The organism is Gordonia sp. (in: high G+C Gram-positive bacteria), assembly GCF_047600565.1.
In the GTDB taxonomy this organism is placed as follows: Bacteria; Actinomycetota; Actinomycetes; order Mycobacteriales; family Mycobacteriaceae; genus Gordonia.
On record NZ_JASGKN010000001.1, the window covers coordinates 1,743,264 to 1,760,748 of the forward strand.

Genomic DNA, 17,485 nt, shown 5'->3' on the forward strand with positions numbered 1-17,485 from the left:
CACGCCACGGTCCGGCTACGGCGCGTACGCCGCCACGATCGGCTCGCCGACCCGGCCCTCGCCGGTGTGCAGCGCGAGGCCCTCGGTGACCGGACGGATCCGCAGGACGCCGCCGGTGCCGGACAGCTGGAAGTACAGGGGGTGCAGGCCGCGGTGCACCGTGACCGTCCGTTCGGGTCCGCCGAGCGAGACGGCCACCTGACCCTCCTTCGTGGCGCAGTAGCTCAGGCCCACCGTCCACTCCCAGTCGATCACCGGTGCCGACAGTTTCAGTTCGGCCGGGCCGTCGACGGTCGGCCGGTCACAGGCGCCGTCGCTCGCCTCGACGGTGCGGGCGGGACTGACGCCGCCAGGCACCAATGCGCCCCTGTCGTCGAGGACGGAGAGCTTCTCGGTCTGGTCACCGAACGCCGACCGGCCGTGCAGCCGGCCGAAGATCCGGCTCACCTGGTTGTCCGGGTAGACCATCGGCGACAGCACCTCCAGCGGAACCGACTGGTCGAACATGACCGCATCGGGATGCTCACGCAGCGAATCACGGGCGGTGGCGATGTACGCGGGAGTGGGCGATTCACGCCACGAATCCAGGAACCGGGAGGCGCCGATCAACGACGACAGCACCAGGACGGCGACGCCGGCGGCCACCGCCCACCGCGGGGCGCGCGCGGCGGCGCGCGCCGGTCCGGCTTCGTGGGCGCCGCGTGGTCCGGCGGCGGCGACCAGGGCGAGCGCGATGGTGATGACGACCGCCGCATCCGGCAGATAGCGCATGGTCTGGCCCAGCTCGAGTGCCGTCTGGCCACTCGACCGGATCCACATGACGACAGCCTGCGCGCCGACGACGTAGACGGCGGCGGCCAGCCAGATCGGCGCGGTGCCGCGGCGCAGATAGACGGTCGCCCCGACCACACCGATGATCAGTGCCCAGCCGAGGAGCTGCATCCAGAGCGCCGGATCGCCGGTGGGCGGGGCGGGCAGCCAACGGCCCCAGTTCCACGGGCCGCCCACCGTCGACGGCACGACGGCGTCGGCGATCGACTTCCACACGAGTTTCGCGGTCTGACCCAGCGACCCGTGCAACGACGCATCGGACACGACGCCGACGACCGCCGCCCAGGCGACGAAGATGCCGCCCAGCCACCACCAGAGACCGCGGGTGCGGCCGCGGTCGGGCAGGCCCCGGGCCGCCAGCAACGCCGCGACGGCGGCGATCGGCAGGATGAACAGCGACTTCTCGAAGAAGAGCAGGCCGACGACGAAGGCGAGCACCGCTCCGGCGACCAGACGCCGGCGGGATGCGGGGCTGCGTTCGGGATCGCGGATCAGCAGGACCGTGTTGCCGACGACGATCGCGGTGGCCGCCTGCATGGGCAGGGAGTTGAGCCCGGCAGCCCACCATTCGTAGGCGGGCAGGGTCATCGGGGTGAACAGATAGAAGGCGAGGGCGGCGAGAGCGCCGATCTGCGCGTGCGGGGCGAGGATGCGGATCATCCGCCACACGGCCGCCGACGCGATCGCCTGCAGGACCACCAGCGTGACCGCCGGCAGCCACCACTGCGTGGGGGCGATCAGCGTGGACAGCCCGGCGAACAGATAGGCGGCCGGCATCACGTGGCCGTCGTGACTGTCGCCGAGATAGTCCCAGCTCAGGATCGGATGGTCACCGGCACGGCCGATCAGGATGAGGTCGTCCCAGTAGAAGCCGCCGCGCGAGGCGGCCCAGGCGCGCACCACGATCTGGGCGACGATCAGCACGGTGGCCGCGACGGCGACGCCGGAGAAGCGCCGTCCGGGCTGGGTACGAAGACCGGTCATGTCTTCAGTCTTACGCACTCGTGGCAAAATCGGGACCCGTGAGTGATGAGGAGATCGATCTGTCGGCGTACGGCCTGGACAGCGACGTCGACGGGCTGCCCGACGACATCGACACCCTGCGCAAGGAGATCGACCGGATGGACGCGATCATCCTGGCCGCCATCCAGCGACGGTCCGCGGTGTCGAAGAAGATCGGCGCGGCGCGGATGGCGTCCGGCGGGCCGCGTCTGGTGCACAGCCGCGAGGTGAAGGTCCTGGACCGCTTCTCGGCGCTGGGCTCGGAGGGACACACCCTCGCCATGCTGCTGCTGCGTCTGGGGCGCGGCCCTCTCGGGCGCTAGGCCTGACGACCGCGCTGAGCGCGGTACCAGTGAACGAGGGCGTCGGTCGACGAGTCGTTCAGGTCGTCCGGCGACTTCTCGTCGTCGAGCGGCCCGACCAGGGAGATCGCTTCCTTCTTGCCCAGTTCCACACCCCACTGATCGAACGGGTCGATGCCCCAGATCATGGCTTTGACGAACACGATGTGCTCGTACAGGGCGATCAGCTGACCGAGGGTGGACGGCGTCAGCTGCGGCGCCAGGATCGTGGTGGTGGGCCGGTTGCCGGGCATCACCTTGTGCGGCACCAGCTCGGGCGGGACGCCTTCGGCGGCCAGCTGCTCGGCGGACTTGCCGAAGGCCAGGACCTCGGTCTGCGCGAACAGGTTGCTCATCAGCAGGTCGTGCATGGTGCCGCCGGGAGCGGAGCGAGCGGGGCCCGTCTGGCCGGTGCCGCCGTCGGCGGCCTCGGCCGGGAGGTCGTCGGTCGGATTGGCGAAGCCGATGAAGTCCGCCGGAATCAGCCAGGTGCCCTGGTGCAGCAGCTGGAAGAAGGCGTGCTGCCCGTTGGTGCCCGGTTCGCCCCACACGACGGTGGCGGTGGGCGTCGTGACCGGCTGCCCGGCGGAGGTGACCGACTTGCCGTTGGACTCCATCACCAGCTGCTGCAGGTAGGCCGGGAAGCGGGCCATGTCGTTCGAGTACGGCAGGATCGCGTGCGACTGCGCGTCCCAGAAGTTCGAGTACCACAGGCCGATGAGGCCCAGCAGGACCGGCGCGTTGCTTTCCAGGGGGGCGGTCAGGAAGTGCTCGTCGACCGTGCGGAACCCGGCCAGGAAGTCGGTGAAGCCGTCGCGGCCGATCGCGATCATCAGCGACAGGCCGATCGCCGAATCCACCGAGTACCGGCCGCCCACCCAGTTCCAGAATCCGAACATGTGCTCGGTGTCGATACCGAACGTCGACACCTCGTCGGCATTGGTGCTGACCGCGACGAAGTGCTTGGCGACGGCGGAGTCGTCTTTCGCCGTCTCGAGCAGCCAGGCCCGGGCGGCTTTGGCGTTGGTGAGCGTCTCCAGGGTGGTGAAGGTCTTCGAGGAGACGATGAACAGCGTGGTCTCCGGGTCCAGCCCCGCCAGGGTGGCGACCAGATCACACGGGTCGACGTTGGACACGAAGTGGCCGGTGATCCGCGGATGCCGGTAGTGACGGAGCGCCTGGTAGGCCATCGCCGGGCCGAGGTCCGAGCCGCCGATCCCGATGTTGACCACGTCGGTGATCGCCTTGCCGGTGTAGCCGGTCCACTCCCCGTCGCGCACACGGTCGGAGAACTCGCCCATCCGGTCCAGGACGTCGTGGACGTCGGCCACCACGTTCTGGCCGTCGACGACCAGTTCGGCGTCGGCGGGGAGTCGCAGTGCGGTGTGCAGGGCGGGACGGTCCTCGGAGACGTTCAGATGCGCGCCGGCGAACATGGCGTCCCGCTTCGTCTCGACCCCGGCTGTGCGGGCCAGATCGATCAGCTTCGACAGGGTGTCGGGTGTGGCCAGGTTCTTCGAGTAGTCGATGTGCAGGTCGCCCGCATCGACCACCATGTGCGCGCCGCGATCGGCGTCGTCGCCGAAGAGGTCGGTCAGGCTCCGGCCGGTCATCGCCTCCCGATGCTCAGCGAGTGCCTGCCACTGGTCGGTGGTCGTGATGTCCGCCTGCTCCATACCCACAACCCTATTCGGTGCCGATCTCGAACGCAGCGTCCGGCGGGCGATTCACACCAGACGCGCAGAGATCGCGTCGGGCAGATACTTGAGGGCGACGCCGATGGGCGCCCACGGCCAGGTCGGCACTTCGGCGCGCTTCTTCTCGGCTTCGATCGCCGCGACCATCGCCTTCACGCCGGCGTCGGTGTCGGTCATCATCGCCGTCTTCACGCCGCGGTTGATGTCGGTCTCGATGTAGCCGGGCAGCAGCACTGTCACCGCGATGGGGCTGCCGTCCAGTTCGGTCTGCAGGCTTTGTCCCAACGACGACAGTCCGGCCTTCGACGCCGAGTAGGCGGCCTGCGCCTTCGGCAGACCCCGGACCGCGCTCATCGAGCTGATCAGGACCAGATGGCCGGAGTTCTGGGCGCGGAAGATCTCCATCGCCGCCTCGATCTGGGCGAGGGCCCCGACGAGGTTGGTCCGCACGGTCTCCAGGTTGGCGTCCGCCTTCCCGGTACCGATCGGGGCACCCTTGCCGAGGCCGGCGTTCACGATCACGCGGTCGACGCCGCCGAGCCGGTCGGCGAGGGACGCGAACGCGGCGGGCACCGCGCCGGTGTCGGTGACGTCGAGTTGTGCGACGGCGACCTTCTCCGCCTGGCCGGTGAGCTCACCGGCGAGAGCGTCGAGTCGGTCGAGGCGGCGGGCCGCGAGTCCGAGGGAACGTCCCCGCGCCGCGAATTCGCGCGCCATGCCTTCGCCGAGTCCGGAGCTTGCGCCGGTGATGATGATCTTCTGCCGGGTGGGGTGCTTGGCCATGGCTCCGAACCTACCCGCCCTGCCGACCACTACCGGGCCGTATGCGGTCCGTCGACGCGCCTGACCCGGCGACGGACCGTATCGGGCCCGTCTGTGCGGGGCACGGTCACTTGAGCAGTCGCGACATCCGGCGGTCGGCGAGGATCTTGCCGCCGGTCTGACAGGTGGCGCAGTACTGGAACGACCGATTGGCGTACGAGACCTCACGGACCACGTCACCGCAGTCGGGGCACGGCAGTCCGGTTCGGGCGTGCACCTTCATGCCCGTGCGCTTCTCGGCTTTGAGTTCCCCGACGCCCAGCCCCTCCGACCGCTGCGTCGCATCGATCAGGGTCGCCCGCAGGGCGTCGTAGAGGCGGTCGACGGTCGCATCGTCGAGGGAGGAGGCCGTCGCGAACGGGGAGAGCCGCGCCGCGTGCAGGATCTCGTCGGAATAGGCGTTGCCGATCCCGCAGATCAGACGCTGATCGACCAGCACCGTCTTGAGCCGCCCGCTCGTCGAGGCCAGGACGGCGCCGAACTCCGCCCGCGACACCGCGAGGGCGTCGGGTCCGAGGGACGCCACCCGGTCGATGTCGCGTGGGTCGGCGACCACCCACGCGGCAAGACGCTTCTGCGTTCCGGCCTCGGTCACATCGAATCCCTCCCCGGGCAGACCGCAGTGCACCCGCAGCCCGATCAGGCTCTTGCCTCCCGGTTTGAGCGGGGCCGGCGAGAGCGCGTCGCTCCAGCGCACCCAGCCGGCCCGGGACAGGTGGATCACCAGACACAGTTCGTCCGGCGTCCCGGCCGGTCCCGAGGCGCCGTCCGCCGCCGGACCGCCCACGCGGACGACGAGGTATTTGCCGATGCGGTCGACCGAACTCACCGTCCGGCCGACCAGTGCGGTGTACGGCGGATCGGCCGTCTTGAGCACCGACAGGGAGGCCACGTCGATCCGGCGGATCGGCCAGGCGGCCGCACGCCCGTCCAGAAAGGCGGCGAGTGCGGCCACCTCGGGCAACTCGGGCATGACACCAGTATCGCGCGACGCACCGGTCGCCGCCTGTGCTCTAGTAGACGAATGGAGTCCGACGCCGCCCTGGCCGCCGCCCTCGCCGAGGGTGCGGGACGGCTGCTGCTCGGCGTCCGGTCCGGGAATCTGCTCCCCCGGCGCGAGCTGGGCGACCTCGGCGATGCGATGGCGCAGGCCTGGATCGCGCGCGTTCTGGCCCGGCACCGTCCCGGCGACGCGGTGCTGTCCGAGGAGGCCGAGGACGACGTCTCGAGGCTCGACGCGGACCGGGTGTGGATCATCGATCCGCTGGACGGCACCACCGAGTTCTCGATGGGCACCGACCACTGGGCCGTGCACGTCGCCCTGGCGGTCGACGGCACACCGGGCCCGTCGGCGGTGTCGCTGCCGGCGATGGACGAGGTGTTCCGGTCCGATGAGGTGCCCACGGCCGGCGGGGATCTGACCGGCCGGATCGCGGTGTCCCGGTACGGGCACACGTATCCGAGCGCGAAGGTGGCCGACCGGCTCGGGCTGCGGGCGGTCCACATCGGTTCGGCCGGCGCCAAAGCGATGGCGGTGGTGCGCGGTGACGTCGACGCCTACGTGCACGCCGGCGGCCAGTTCGAGTGGGACAACTGCGCGCCGGTGGGTGTCGCGCGGGCGGCCGGCCTGCACTGCTCGCGCCTGAACGGCAGTGAGATCGTCTACAACAACCCGGAGCCGTACATGCCGGACTTCGTCATCTGCCGCTCCGAGATCGCCGACGACGTTCTGGAGGCCATCGCGCGTCCCTGGTGACCGTCAGGCGTGGATCTTCTTCAGCCCGTGGACCTTCGACGACAGGTCGAGCACCAGCTGGCGGGGCGCGATGCGCCGGAGGAAGAACACGACCGGCGCTCGGTTGCCGCGCGCGTAGAACGGTTTCGGGTGGGCGGCGAGCGCCGCGCTCACGATCTGCTCGGCCATCGCGTCGGCCGAGATGCCCTTCTGCTCGTTGCGGGCGGTGGTGTCGGCGACGGTGGTGAACTCGTCGCGGTACGGCGAATCGTCGCCGATGTGAATGGTGCGGCGGTCGCCGATGCCGGTGGCGATGGTTCCGGGCTCCACCGAGATCACCCGGATGCCGTAGGGCGCCACCTCACGGCGCAGCGAGAACGCGTACGCCTTGAGGGCCGACTTGGTGGCCGCATAGGTGGACCGGAAGGCGATCGGAAAACTCGACAGCATGGAGCCGACCATCACCACGGTGCCGGTGCGGCGGTCCCGCATGCCGGGAAGCACCGCCCGGGTGAGGGCGACCGGGCCGAACACGTTGACCGCGAAGATCCGCTCGATCTCGTCCATCGGGGTGTCTTCGAGGGCACCGGCGTGACTCTCCCCCGCATTGTTGATCAGGATGTCGACGGCGCCCACCTTCTCGGCGCACTCCTGCGCCGTCGCATAGTCGGCGTTGTCGAGGCGGACGTAGGTGACACCCGGCACCGGGTCGGCCACGCCCTCCGGGTCGCGGGTGGTGCCGTACACGTGGTGGCCGGCGGCCGCGAACCGGCGCGCCACCTCCTTGCCGATACCGCTGGTGGCACCGGTGACCAGTACCGTGCGGGATTCCGTCGAAGTCATGGCCCCACGCTAGCGCCTCAAGACGGAAAAACCCCCGGTGCGGTGCACCGGGGGTTTCTCTCAGCGATTCGGATGAACCGTCAGTCGCAGGACTGATCAGGCATTGCCATCCGGGTGCTTGAAGCCTGCAGCCTTGGCGGCAGCCTCCGTGGCGAACCAGATCTCAGCGATCGTCGCCTTGTAGGAACGCGACTCGGGGGTGTGGTACAGACCCGAATCGGCGTTGCCCTTGATGTTGTAACCAGCCGGAGCCTCGTTCGGATCCGCCAGCGGCAGGTGGCCGCCGACCGGAACCGGAACGGTCTTGCCCTGGAAGGTGTAGGTGCCCACACCGTCACCGGCAGCCTTGCCGGCAGCGGCAGCGGCACCGGTCGCAGCGGCACCGGCAGCGCCGGTCGCAGCGGCACCGGCAGAACCGGCGGCACCCTTGGCAGCGGCACCGGCCGCACCAGCGGCACCGGCAGCGGCCGCACCGGCGGCCTTGCCCTTACCGGTCACCTTGGCGTCGACGTCCTTGATGCCACGCTTGGTGGCGTCGACGGCGTCGTCGGCAGCGCCCTTGACACCACGGCCGGCGGCCTTGGTGGCAGCGACACCGGCGGCAGCCGCACCAGCGGTAGCGGCACCGGCCTTCTTCAGGTCACCCTTCAGGTGGGCGTCGCCCGCCTTCACGTCACCGGTCAGGTTCGCACCGTGAACGTCCAGATCGCCCTTGCGGCCGCGGGTCAGCAGCCACCAGAGAGCCAGCAGAGCCAGCGGGATCAGGAGCAGCAGCCACCACCACGGGGAGATGTGGTGCTTGCCGAGGTTGACGTCGGGAGCCGACACGTTCGGAGCGTGAAGATCCGGAGCGGTGAAGCTCGGGAGGTTCAGGTTGATACGCGACAGATCCAGACCCGGCAGACCCGGCAGACCCAGGTTGGCCAGCTTCGGCAGGGTCAGACCGGCCAGCAGACCGCCGGCCAGCTTGCCCTGCAGGTCAGCGTTCGGCGAGGTCCACTCACCGGTGTTGACGTTGTAGCTCAGGGGGCCGTTGGCGAACTCCTGAGTGATGGTGTCGCCGTTGACCTGGATGTCACCGACCGGGGCGCCCAGGGCGTCGCCGGCCTTGTCGACGGCAGCGGCGAACGGGCCGCGGACCAGGTAGGCACCCTTCTCCGGGGTCCAGTAGATGCGCGGAGCGACATCGGCCGGGGTGTTGTCCTCACCGACGAGCTTGAGCTCGCGGCTGGTCGGCTTGAAGGGGCCGTCCTCCTCGGAGGTGACCGGAAGACCGAGCTTGTTGTCGGCGTCAGCGCCGCCCAGCTCGGTGTACTTGGCGTTGATGTCGCCGTAGACGACCTTCGCGCCGTTGGCCTCCGACCAGTAGATGGTGCCACCGGAGAAGTTCTCGCGGTAACCGCCGGCGTACTGCTCGACGTCCCCGGTCTTCTCGCCGAGGCCGGTGTCGTTGTAGCCGCGGTCGGCGTCGCCCGACTCGATCTTGCTTGCCAGGTCGTTGATGGCGTCCGTGGCATCACTCTGGGCATCCGCGTGAGCCGCGGGTGCCAGGAATGCCGCCGCGCCGAGCACGGATGCGAGGCCGAGGACTGCGCCCCGGGCCCGCCAGCGTCCCATTGTCTTCATACTTCCTCCGCTTCAGGGAAAATCAGCCTCACCGCTGCGGCGAAGCCCAGTTAAAAGTAGCCGATCACGAGACGAAACGTGTTGTAAGTCCCGGAAGTGAGGTATCCGGCAGTCGGGGCCGGAATGTGCGCCGGGACTGTCCGATTCGAACCGATCCGCCGCCAACAGCCCTGACCTGGTGTTATTCGGTTAACGACCTGGGCTTTCACGGGGAGTGAGACCCGACACAGGACCGACGTCGCGAGGTACGTGCACCTCGTTCGCCGTGCGCTTAATTCCTGCGCACGGTATGTCGGCGGCCGTTTTCGCCCGTCGTTTCGCCGATATCGATTCACCGAACGGCGGGAATCGGACGCACTGCCGCAGAGTGCTCCCGGCAGGATTCGAACCTGCGACACCCGCTTTAGGAGAGCGGTGCTCTATCCCCTGAGCTACGAGAGCGACGTCGGACCCGGCGGCAGACGGGTCTGCCGAGTCCGTTCGGCGGGCCGTTCAGGGTGTGCCCGCCGCGTGTGGTGAGTTTACGGCAGCCCCGCCTACCGCAGTGCGTCACGCCGTCCGGTCCGAGATCTGCAGATACGCCCTCACGAGGGAACAGTCCCCTCGTGAGCGCACCCGTGCAGATCTGCGACCATCAGACCGACGTGCGCGCCGGTATCAGCAGAAGGTGTTCTTGAACCGCACCAGCGAACGGTGGACGTCACCGTGCACCGCCTTGGCGGCGGCCTTGCCGGCCGGGCCGATCATCGGGAGGCCGCCGAGCTCGATCACGAAGGTGACCTCGGAGCCGTCGCCGTCCGGCTTGACGGTCAGATCGATCTTCGCCTTCACGCCGCCCTTGCCGCTGCCGGAGAACCGGACACGCTTGGGCGGGTCGTAGGTGTCGATGGTCCAGTCGAAACGGACGCGCGCACCCTTGACGGTCACCACCGAGGTGGCCTTGGTGCCCACACCGAGGTTCTCCGGGATGTCACCGCGCCAGCCGTCGTGCAGCACGAGCCAGTCGTCGAAGCGCGGGAGATCGGACGCCGCCGCGAAGGTATCCTCCGGGCTGAGGTCGACATGAATGGAATCACTGGTCTTCGCCATGGTGCACGAGCCTAATGGGTGACGAGCCCGCGGTGTGCGAGGCCGCCCGGGCACTGCTCGGCGCGGTGATCGTCGGGCACGACGGTGTCGCCGCCCGGATCACGGAGGTCGAGGCCTACGACGGGCCGAACGACCCGGCGTCGCACGCCTTCACCCGCACTCCCCGGTCCGAGATCATGTACGGCCCGGCGATGCGCCTGTACGTGTACCGGATGCACGGCCACCACTGCGCGAACGTGATCACCAGTCCCGAAGGGCAGGGCTCGGCGGTCCTGCTGCGGGCCGGTGAGATCGTCGACGGACTCGACGTCGCGCGGGCACGACGCGGCGACGTCCCCGATCACCGGTTGGGTCGCGGACCCGGGAACCTGGCGAAGGCGCTCGGCATCACGATCGCCGACCTGGGCACCGACGTGACGACGCCGCCGGGGGTCGTGGTGAGACCCCCGACGGCGTCGGGTTCACAAGTGATCGCCGCCGGTCCGCGCGTCGGCGTCCGGCTGGCCGCTGATCGGCCGTGGCGATTCTGGGTGGACGGCGACCCGACGGTGTCGGCGTATCGCCGGCACCCGGGTGCGTCCTAGGGGATTACTGCTGCTGGTCGTCGGCCGGAGCGGCGTCGGCGGCCGGAGCCTGATCGGCGGCCGGGGCGGCGGGCTGAGCCGGCTGCGCCGGGGCCTGCTGCTGGTTGCCGCCGACAGCGCTGTTCACGGCGCTCTCGGCCTGCTCGACCTGAGCGTGGAACTTGCCACCGGTGGCCTTGTCGACGGCGTCGCCCGCCTTCTTGACCAGATCGGAGTTCGACTTCAGTGCATCCTTGGCCTTGTTGACCACGTCATTGATATCCATGCTGAGATTCTATCCCTGTCCGGTCTCGGTGCGCTCGTCGATTCCCCCGACGTTCGCCAGACGTTCCTCCGGGCCGCGCCTTCTGCCGGAGACCGGAGCAAAACGGTATTTGACCAGTTCGACCAGTTCCACGAGTGCGATGCCGACCGCCGCACACACCAGCGCCACCAGCATCATGTGATGGTCGGAGGCGTCGAGTTTGACGACGCCCGGATCGTAGGAGAAGCCGAGCACCCGGAAGTGCACGGTGAAGATGAGCACGTAGGCGAGCGCCGAGACGGCCACCAGGATCACCTTCCACCAGTTGAGCGGTCGCGCCACGACCACCAGCACCCACCAGGCGACCGCGATCATCGCGGCCAGGGTGGCGGTGGCGGCCTGCGTCTGCGCGGCGCTGAACGCGGCCGCCGAACCGCCGACGGTGGCGACGACACCGCCCGACGGACGCACGATCAGGTAGCAGACGAACGTGACGAGGCCGATGATGATGCCGTTCGGCACCGCCTGGGTCAGCACCCGCCGCACGAAGCCGGGGCGTGCCCGCTCGCTGTTGGGCGCCAGCGACAGGATGAACGCCGGAACGCCGATGGTGAACCACGCCGAGATGGTGACGTGGATCGGCTGGAACGGGTAGCTGATAGGGGACGCGCCGGTCCAGTGCGCGATGAGGCCGGCGATACCGACGGCGAGGGCCAGCAGCACCGCGTACACGGTCTTGGTGAGGAACAGGTTCGAGACGCGCTCGATGTTGCCGATCACGCGGCGGCCCTCACCGACGACGTACGGCAGTGTCGCGAACTTGTTGTCGAGCAGCACGATCTGCGCCACCGAGCGGGCCGCCGACGAACCCGAGCCCATGGCGACGCCGATGTCGGCGTCCTTGAGGGCCAGGACGTCGTTGACGCCGTCGCCGGTCATCGCCACGTTGTGGTGGCGGTCCTGCAGTGCGGCGACCATCGCACGCTTCTGGTCGGGACGGACACGGCCGAAGGTGACGCCCTGCTCCACCTCGTCGGCCAGCGCACCCGGGTCGGCGGCGAGATCGCGGGCGTCGACGGCGGTGTCCGCCGAACCGAGACCCAGCGATTCGGCGACCGCACCGACCGATCGGGCGTTGTCGCCGGAGATCACCTTGACGGTCACGCCCTGCGACTCGAAGTAGTCGATGGTGTCTTTGGCGTCCGGCCGCACCCGCTGTTCCAGGACGATCAGGGCGACCGGGGTCAGCGTGCCCGGGACCGCCGTGTCGCCGGCGGGTTCGGTGTCGACCGGGACGTCGGTGGCGGCGACCAGCAGCACACGCAGTCCCGTCGCACCGATGTCCGAGGCGAGACGAGCGGTGTCCGAGGCCGGATCGAGCAGCACGTCGGGGGCGCCGACCAGCCAGTTGCCCTCCGCGGCGCCGTCGGCTCCGGCCAGGGAGACGCCGCTGAACTTGTTGGCCGAGGCGAACGGCAGCACGGCGGACGGGGTCCAGCCGGGCGCGTCCGGGTAGACCTCCAGCACCGCCTGCATGCTGGCGTTCGGGTACGGATCGGCGGCGGCGATGGCGGCGAGGGTGGTGGTGACCTGATCCTGCGTGTAGGCGTCGTCGACCACGCGCACCTCCGAGAGGCGCATGCCGTTCTCGGTGAGTGTGCCGGTCTTGTCGGTGCAGACGACGTCGACGCGGGCGAGCCCCTCGATCGCGGGCAGCTCGTTGACCAGGCACTGGCGCCGGCCGAGCCGGATCACGCCGACGGCGAAGGCGATCGACGTCATCAGCACCAGACCTTCGGGGACCATCGGCACGAGCGCGGCCACCATGCCGAGGAGGGCGTCGTTGACGTTCTGCCGGCTGATCCACAGCTGGTTGAAGATGGTGAGCACCCCGGCCGGAATCAGGATGACGGTGATGACACCGAGGATCTTGTTGATGCCGCTCCGCAGTTCGGAGGCCACCAGCGTGAACTTCGATGCTTCGGCCGCCAGCTGTGCGGCGTAGGCGTCGGCGCCCACCTTGGTGGCGCGGTAGCTGCCGGAACCGGCCACCACGAAACTCCCCGACATGATCGGGTCGCCGGTCGCCTTGTCGACGGCGTCGGCCTCACCGGTCAGCAGCGACTCGTCGACGTCCAGCGACGACGACTCCACGGTCTCTCCGTCGACGACGATCTGGTCGCCGGGCGCCAGCTCGATGAGGTCGTCGAGCACCACGTCGCCGGGGGCGACCTCCTGCGAGACGCCGTCGCGCCGCACCGTCGGCTTGGCCTGGCCGACGATCGACAGCCGGTCCAGGGTCTTCTTGGCGCGGATCTCCTGAATGATGCCGATACCGCTGTTCGCGATGATCAACAGACCGAAGAGGCCGTTGATGAACGAGCCGGTGTAGGCGACGATCAGGAACAGCGTGCCCAGGATCGCGTTGATCGGCGTGAAGATGTTGGACCGGATGATGTGGCCGACGCTGCGCCCCGACTTGTCGGGCTGCGTGTTCACCTGGCCGGCGGCGACCCGCTCCGCCACCTCCGCGGACGTGAGACCGGCCGGACGGCCGGTGGTCGTCGGGGTACTCATGCGCAGCGCTCCCACCAGGTCGGATCGTCGTAGGCGGTGCCGTTGCGTTTCTCGACGTCCACGGCGCCGCCGGGGCGGGGCACACAGACGTCCACGCCCGCGGTGCCGGCACCGGTCAGCAGACGCTGGATCGGCTCGGCCCACGGATGGACGGCGAGGTTGAAGGTACCCCAGTGAATGGGCAGCAACAGCGACTCGGTGGCCGCACCCGGATTGATCAGGTGGTGGATCGACAGGGCCTCTTCCGGATCGATGTGGATGTCCGGCCAGGAGTCCCCGTAGGCGCCCACCGCGATCAGGGTGAGGTCGAACGGGCCGAGCAGGTCGCCGACCTCCGCGTACCGCTCGGTGAAGCCGGTGTCGCCGGAGAAGAAGAACCGGTGCCGCGGGCCGACGACACCCCAGCTGACCCACTGGGTCAGGTTGCGTGCCAGGGTGCGGCCGGAGAAGTGCCGGGCCGCGGTCGCATGGAATCGCAGTTGCGTGCCGTCGACGTCGAGGGTGACGTGCTCGTACCAGTCGGCGGTGTGGATGCGGCTCGCATCCACACCCCAGGCGCGCAGGTGCGCGTCGACGCCGATCGGGCATACGAACCGCGCCTGCGGATGCAGTGCGGCGAGGGCGTCGACGGTGGCGGTGTCGAGATGGTCGTAGTGGTCGTGGCTGATCAGCACCACGTCGATGGGCGGCAGCGAGCCGACGGTCACCGGGCTCTCGTGCATGCGGCGCGGACCGATGGTCTGCGAGGGCGAGCAGCGCAGGCTGAACACCGGGTCGGTCAGGACCCGGACACCGTCGATCTCGACGAGGACGCTGGCGTGGCCCAGCCAGGTGGCGGCCAGCTCGGCGCCGGGCGCCTGCGAGCGGGTCTGCTCGTCGAACGCCGGGGTCAGGACCGGGATCGGACGGCTGGGCCGGCCCGGGCGACGCACCATCTGGGAGATGTCGCCCATCCCGGGTCCGCCGGGGAACGCCGGCTCCCGGTTGGCGAACACGCCGTCGACCGTGAAGCGCGACCGCGCGGTGGAGGCGGCGATCTCCTCACGGGTGGCGCCGAGTGCGCGTGCGGGTGCGACGCCCAGTCCGGCGAGGCCCGACAGGGCGTCCTCCAGGGCGGCGTCGGAGCGGGTGGCGGCGGCCGATGCGAGATGCGCGGCACTGCGGCGGGTCTTGTCGATCGTGGTACCGAGGGGCTCCACGACGCCGTCGACCAGAAGACTGCGGATCGAGGTCACACGACCTAGCGTATCGGTCATGCCCACCGGTTCGCCGCTCGATACGACAGTGCCCCCCTACCCCACCGACCCCGCCGAATACTGGGGTGGCATCGACGACGCGGTGCGCCGCGCCGGACTGGACTCCCCGGTCCTGGCACTGGACCTGGCCGCCCTCGAACACAACATCGCCGACCTGCGCCGGCGCGCGCACGGGGTGCCGATCCGGGTGGCGAGCAAGTCGGTGCGGATCCGTTCGATCATCGAAACGGTGCTGGCGCGCGACGGCTATGCCGGTGTCCTCGCCTACGACGTCGCCGAGGCCCGCTGGCTGGCCACCGAGTCCGGGATCGACGACGTTCTCCTCGGCTACCCGACCGTGCGGCGCACCGCGCTCGCCGACCTGCTCGGCGACGCCGTCGCGCTGCGGCGGGTGACCCTGCTCGTCGACGATCCGGCTCAGCTCGACGTGGTCGACGACGTCCGGGCCGGATTGCCGAAACGCCGCCGGGCCGCAGCACCGGTCCGGGTCGCGATCGACCTGGATGCGTCGCTGCGCGCGCTGGGCGGCCGGCTGCATCTGGGGGTGCGGCGCTCCCCGGTCCACGACCTCGACCAGATCGAGCGGCTCGCCCGGACCATCACCTCACGCGACGGCTTCTCTCTGGTCGGCGTGATGTCGTACGAGGCGCAGGTCGCCGGCGTCGGCAACGGGGTGCCCGGCAAGGCGCTGATGAACACCGCGATCCGCGCCGTGCAGACGGTCTCGATGACCGAGCTGCGGCATCGTCGCGCCAAGGCGATCGCCGCGGTCCGCCAGTACGCCGATCTGGAGTTCGTGAACGCCGGCGGCACCGGTTCGCTGGAGGAGACCGCCAAGGATGCGTCGGTCACCGACATCGCGGCCGGCAGCGGGCTGCTCGGCGGGCATTTGTTCGACAACTACCGGCACTTCCGGCCGGCCCCCGCGATCGCCTTCGGGCTGGACGTGGTGCGCCGGCCGGCGCCGGGATTCGTGACGTGTGCCGGCGGCGGGTGGATCGCGTCCGGTCCGCCCGGCGAGGACCGGCTCCCGAAGCCGGTGTGGCCGGAGGGTCTGCACTATGTGGACACCGAGGCGGCCGGCGAGGTGCAGACTCCGCTCCACGGCGAGAAAGTGACACACCTTCGTGTCGGAGACCGGGTATGGTTCCGCCATACGAAGTCGGGCGAGGGGTGCGAGCGCTCCGAACGCGTGGCTGTGATCGAGCGTGACAGCTCGGGCGTCGCCGCCGTCGTCGACGTCGTACCCACCTACCGCGGCGAAGGGCGATGTTTCCTATGAGCGAGCGTCTGGCATGACGACGACCACGTGGCGGAACTGGGGCCGCACCGCGCAGTGCACCCCCAGCCGGCTGATCGCACCGCAGAGCGTCGACGAACTCGCCGCCGCCGTGCAGGCCGCCGCCGAACGCAAGGAGACCGTCAAGCCGGCCGGTGCCGGCCACAGCTTCTCCGAGATCGCCGTGGCACCCGGCATCCAGGTCTCGATGACCGGACTGAGCGGCCTGCTCGACGTCGACGCCGCCCGCAGCCGCGTCACCCTCGGCGCCGGCACGCACCTGTACGAGATTCCCGGACTGCTCGAACCGCACGGCCTGGCCATGGCGAACCTCGGCGACGTCGACCGGCAGACCATCTCCGGCGCCACCTCGACCGGCACGCACGGCACCGGCCTCAAGTACGGCGGCATCAGCACCCAGATCCGCGGCCTCGAACTGGTCGACGGTCACGGCCGGGTGCGCACCCTCGGTGAGGACGGCCCGGATCTGAAGGCGGCGGCCCTCGGGCTGGGCGCCTTGGGTGTGATCACGTCGATCACCCTGCAGTGCGTGGACGCGTTCAGCATGCGGGCACACGAGGCGCCGGCGTCGGCCGACGAGGCGATCGGCACCTTTCTGGACCGGGTCCGCACCGAGGACCACTACGAGTTCTACTGGTTCCCGCACACCAACTGCACGCTCACCAAGACCAACACCCGCATGCCGGCGCACACCGAGGCGTCCGGACCGAGCAGACTGCGCCGGTACATCGACGACGAACTGCTCTCCAACGACCTCTTCGGGGTGCTGTGCGGTGTGAGCGCCCAGGTTCCGGCCGTGGTGCCCGGCATCAATCAGGTGGCCGGCCGCGTCCTGTCCGAGCGGACCTTCACCGACCGGTCCGACAAGGTGTTCATCTCGTCCCGCAAGGTCCGGTTCCGCGAGATGGAGTACGCCCTGCCGCTCGAGGCGGTGCCCGAAGCGCTGCGGGAGCTGCGCGCCATGATCGACCGCCGCCGCCACAAGGTGAGCTTCCCGGTGGAGGTCCGCGCCGCCGCCGCCGATGACCTGATGCTGTCGACGGCCAGCGGCCGCGAGGCCGGCTACATCGCCGTGCACCGGTACCACCGCGACGATCCGTCGGCGTCCACCACGTACTTCCGGGACGTGGAGGACATCATGATCGCGCACGAGGGCCGGCCGCACTGGGGAAAGATGCACACCCGCGACGCCGACTACCTGCGCGGCGTCTACCCGCGATTCGACGACTTCCTGACGGTCCGCGACGCCTACGACCCGGACCGCACCTTCGCGAACCCGTACCTGCGCCACGTCCTCGGCAAGTGAAGCAGTACCGCGATTGAGCGGGTCGGCGGTCGAGCCTGATCGGCGGTCGAGCCGGGTCGACGGTTGTGACCCGTACGGGCGCGGCCGCCAGTACGTCGGTTGAGCCGGGTCGGCGACGGAGCGCAGCGACGACGACGCCCCGTGTCGAAACCCACCCGGAAATCGAGCGGAGGTTTCGACACGACGCCTCGCCCCAGCGGGCTCGGTGTCGGCTCAACCAGCGGCGGGATTC

Annotated in this window: 15 protein-coding genes and 1 tRNA gene; 5 read left to right on the forward strand and 11 right to left on the reverse strand. The window is 69.7% G+C overall.

Translation table 11 applies throughout. The annotated features are described in order from the left end of the window. Positions 1-15: 15 nt before the first annotated feature. The gene (locus tag QM774_RS08520; protein WP_414975469.1) at positions 16-1,815 is read right to left on the reverse strand and encodes a hypothetical protein; all 1,800 of its coding nucleotides are present in this window, start codon (positions 1,813-1,815) and stop codon (positions 16-18) included. 38 nt (positions 1,816-1,853) lie between these two features. Here QM774_RS08520 and QM774_RS08525 point away from each other — a divergent pair, with 38 nt between their 5' ends. Continuing rightward, entirely contained in the window at positions 1,854-2,156 is a 303-nt protein-coding gene (locus tag QM774_RS08525) for a chorismate mutase (RefSeq protein ID WP_414975470.1), read from the forward strand. Here the strand turns inward: QM774_RS08525 and pgi are convergent. The 3 genes from pgi to QM774_RS08540 form a co-directional block, all read right to left on the reverse strand. Continuing rightward, positions 2,153-3,850: a glucose-6-phosphate isomerase gene (gene pgi / locus QM774_RS08530; protein WP_414975471.1), complete on the reverse strand. Its 1,698-nt coding sequence runs from the start codon at positions 3,848-3,850 to the stop codon at positions 2,153-2,155. The genes QM774_RS08525 and pgi overlap by 4 nt on opposite strands. A gap of 51 nt (positions 3,851-3,901) precedes the next feature. Next, complete coding sequence (locus tag QM774_RS08535) at positions 3,902-4,654, reverse strand: SDR family oxidoreductase (RefSeq protein WP_414975472.1); 753 nt, start codon at positions 4,652-4,654, stop codon at positions 3,902-3,904. Positions 4,655-4,760: 106 nt separating this feature from the next. Further along, positions 4,761-5,666 carry a DNA-formamidopyrimidine glycosylase family protein gene (locus tag QM774_RS08540; RefSeq protein ID WP_414975473.1) on the reverse strand — a complete coding sequence of 302 codons (906 nt, stop codon included), beginning with the start codon at positions 5,664-5,666 and terminating at the stop codon, positions 4,761-4,763. A gap of 51 nt (positions 5,667-5,717) precedes the next feature. On the opposite strand from QM774_RS08540, the gene QM774_RS08545 reads away from it, so the two are divergent. Continuing rightward, entirely contained in the window at positions 5,718-6,449 is a 732-nt protein-coding gene (locus QM774_RS08545; RefSeq protein WP_414975474.1) for a 3'(2'),5'-bisphosphate nucleotidase CysQ, read from the forward strand. Between the two features lie 3 nt (positions 6,450-6,452). Here QM774_RS08545 and QM774_RS08550 read toward each other — a convergent pair whose 3' ends face one another. The 4 genes from QM774_RS08550 to QM774_RS08565 form a co-directional block, all read right to left on the reverse strand. Beyond that, on the reverse strand, positions 6,453-7,271 hold the full coding sequence (locus QM774_RS08550; protein ID WP_414975475.1) for an SDR family oxidoreductase: 819 nt from the start codon (positions 7,269-7,271) through the stop codon (positions 6,453-6,455). Between the two features lie 96 nt (positions 7,272-7,367). Beyond that, complete coding sequence (locus QM774_RS08555) at positions 7,368-8,897, reverse strand: LGFP repeat-containing protein (protein ID WP_414975476.1); 1,530 nt, start codon at positions 8,895-8,897, stop codon at positions 7,368-7,370. Between the two features lie 368 nt (positions 8,898-9,265). Beyond that, positions 9,266-9,338: transfer RNA gene (locus tag QM774_RS08560), tRNA-Arg, on the reverse strand. A gap of 216 nt (positions 9,339-9,554) precedes the next feature. Beyond that, a complete protein-coding gene (locus QM774_RS08565) occupies positions 9,555-9,986 on the reverse strand; it encodes an SRPBCC family protein (protein WP_414975477.1) in 432 nt (143 codons plus the stop codon). 14 nt (positions 9,987-10,000) lie between these two features. Between QM774_RS08565 and QM774_RS08570 the strand changes: the two genes are divergently transcribed. Then, the gene (locus QM774_RS08570) at positions 10,001-10,570 is read left to right on the forward strand and encodes a DNA-3-methyladenine glycosylase (RefSeq protein ID WP_414975478.1); all 570 of its coding nucleotides are present in this window, start codon (positions 10,001-10,003) and stop codon (positions 10,568-10,570) included. Between the two features lie 4 nt (positions 10,571-10,574). Here QM774_RS08570 and QM774_RS08575 read toward each other — a convergent pair whose 3' ends face one another. From QM774_RS08575 to QM774_RS08585, 3 genes are read right to left on the reverse strand one after another with little or no spacing between them, the layout of a single operon-like run. Next, complete coding sequence (locus QM774_RS08575; RefSeq protein ID WP_414975479.1) at positions 10,575-10,835, reverse strand: antitoxin; 261 nt, start codon at positions 10,833-10,835, stop codon at positions 10,575-10,577. Positions 10,836-10,844: 9 nt separating this feature from the next. Next, a complete protein-coding gene (locus tag QM774_RS08580; RefSeq protein ID WP_414975480.1) occupies positions 10,845-13,391 on the reverse strand; it encodes an HAD-IC family P-type ATPase in 2,547 nt (848 codons plus the stop codon). Beyond that, positions 13,388-14,626: an MBL fold metallo-hydrolase gene (locus tag QM774_RS08585; RefSeq protein WP_414975481.1), complete on the reverse strand. Its 1,239-nt coding sequence runs from the start codon at positions 14,624-14,626 to the stop codon at positions 13,388-13,390. Before QM774_RS08585 ends, QM774_RS08580 begins: the two co-directional genes overlap by 4 nt. A 19-nt stretch (positions 14,627-14,645) precedes the next feature. Between QM774_RS08585 and QM774_RS08590 the strand changes: the two genes are divergently transcribed. Both QM774_RS08590 and QM774_RS08595 read left to right on the forward strand, forming a co-directional pair. Then, a complete protein-coding gene (locus tag QM774_RS08590; RefSeq protein ID WP_414975482.1) occupies positions 14,646-15,929 on the forward strand; it encodes an alanine racemase in 1,284 nt (427 codons plus the stop codon). A gap of 13 nt (positions 15,930-15,942) precedes the next feature. Further along, positions 15,943-17,253: a D-arabinono-1,4-lactone oxidase gene (locus tag QM774_RS08595; RefSeq protein ID WP_414975483.1), complete on the forward strand. Its 1,311-nt coding sequence runs from the start codon at positions 15,943-15,945 to the stop codon at positions 17,251-17,253. Positions 17,254-17,485: the final 232 nt, after the last annotated feature.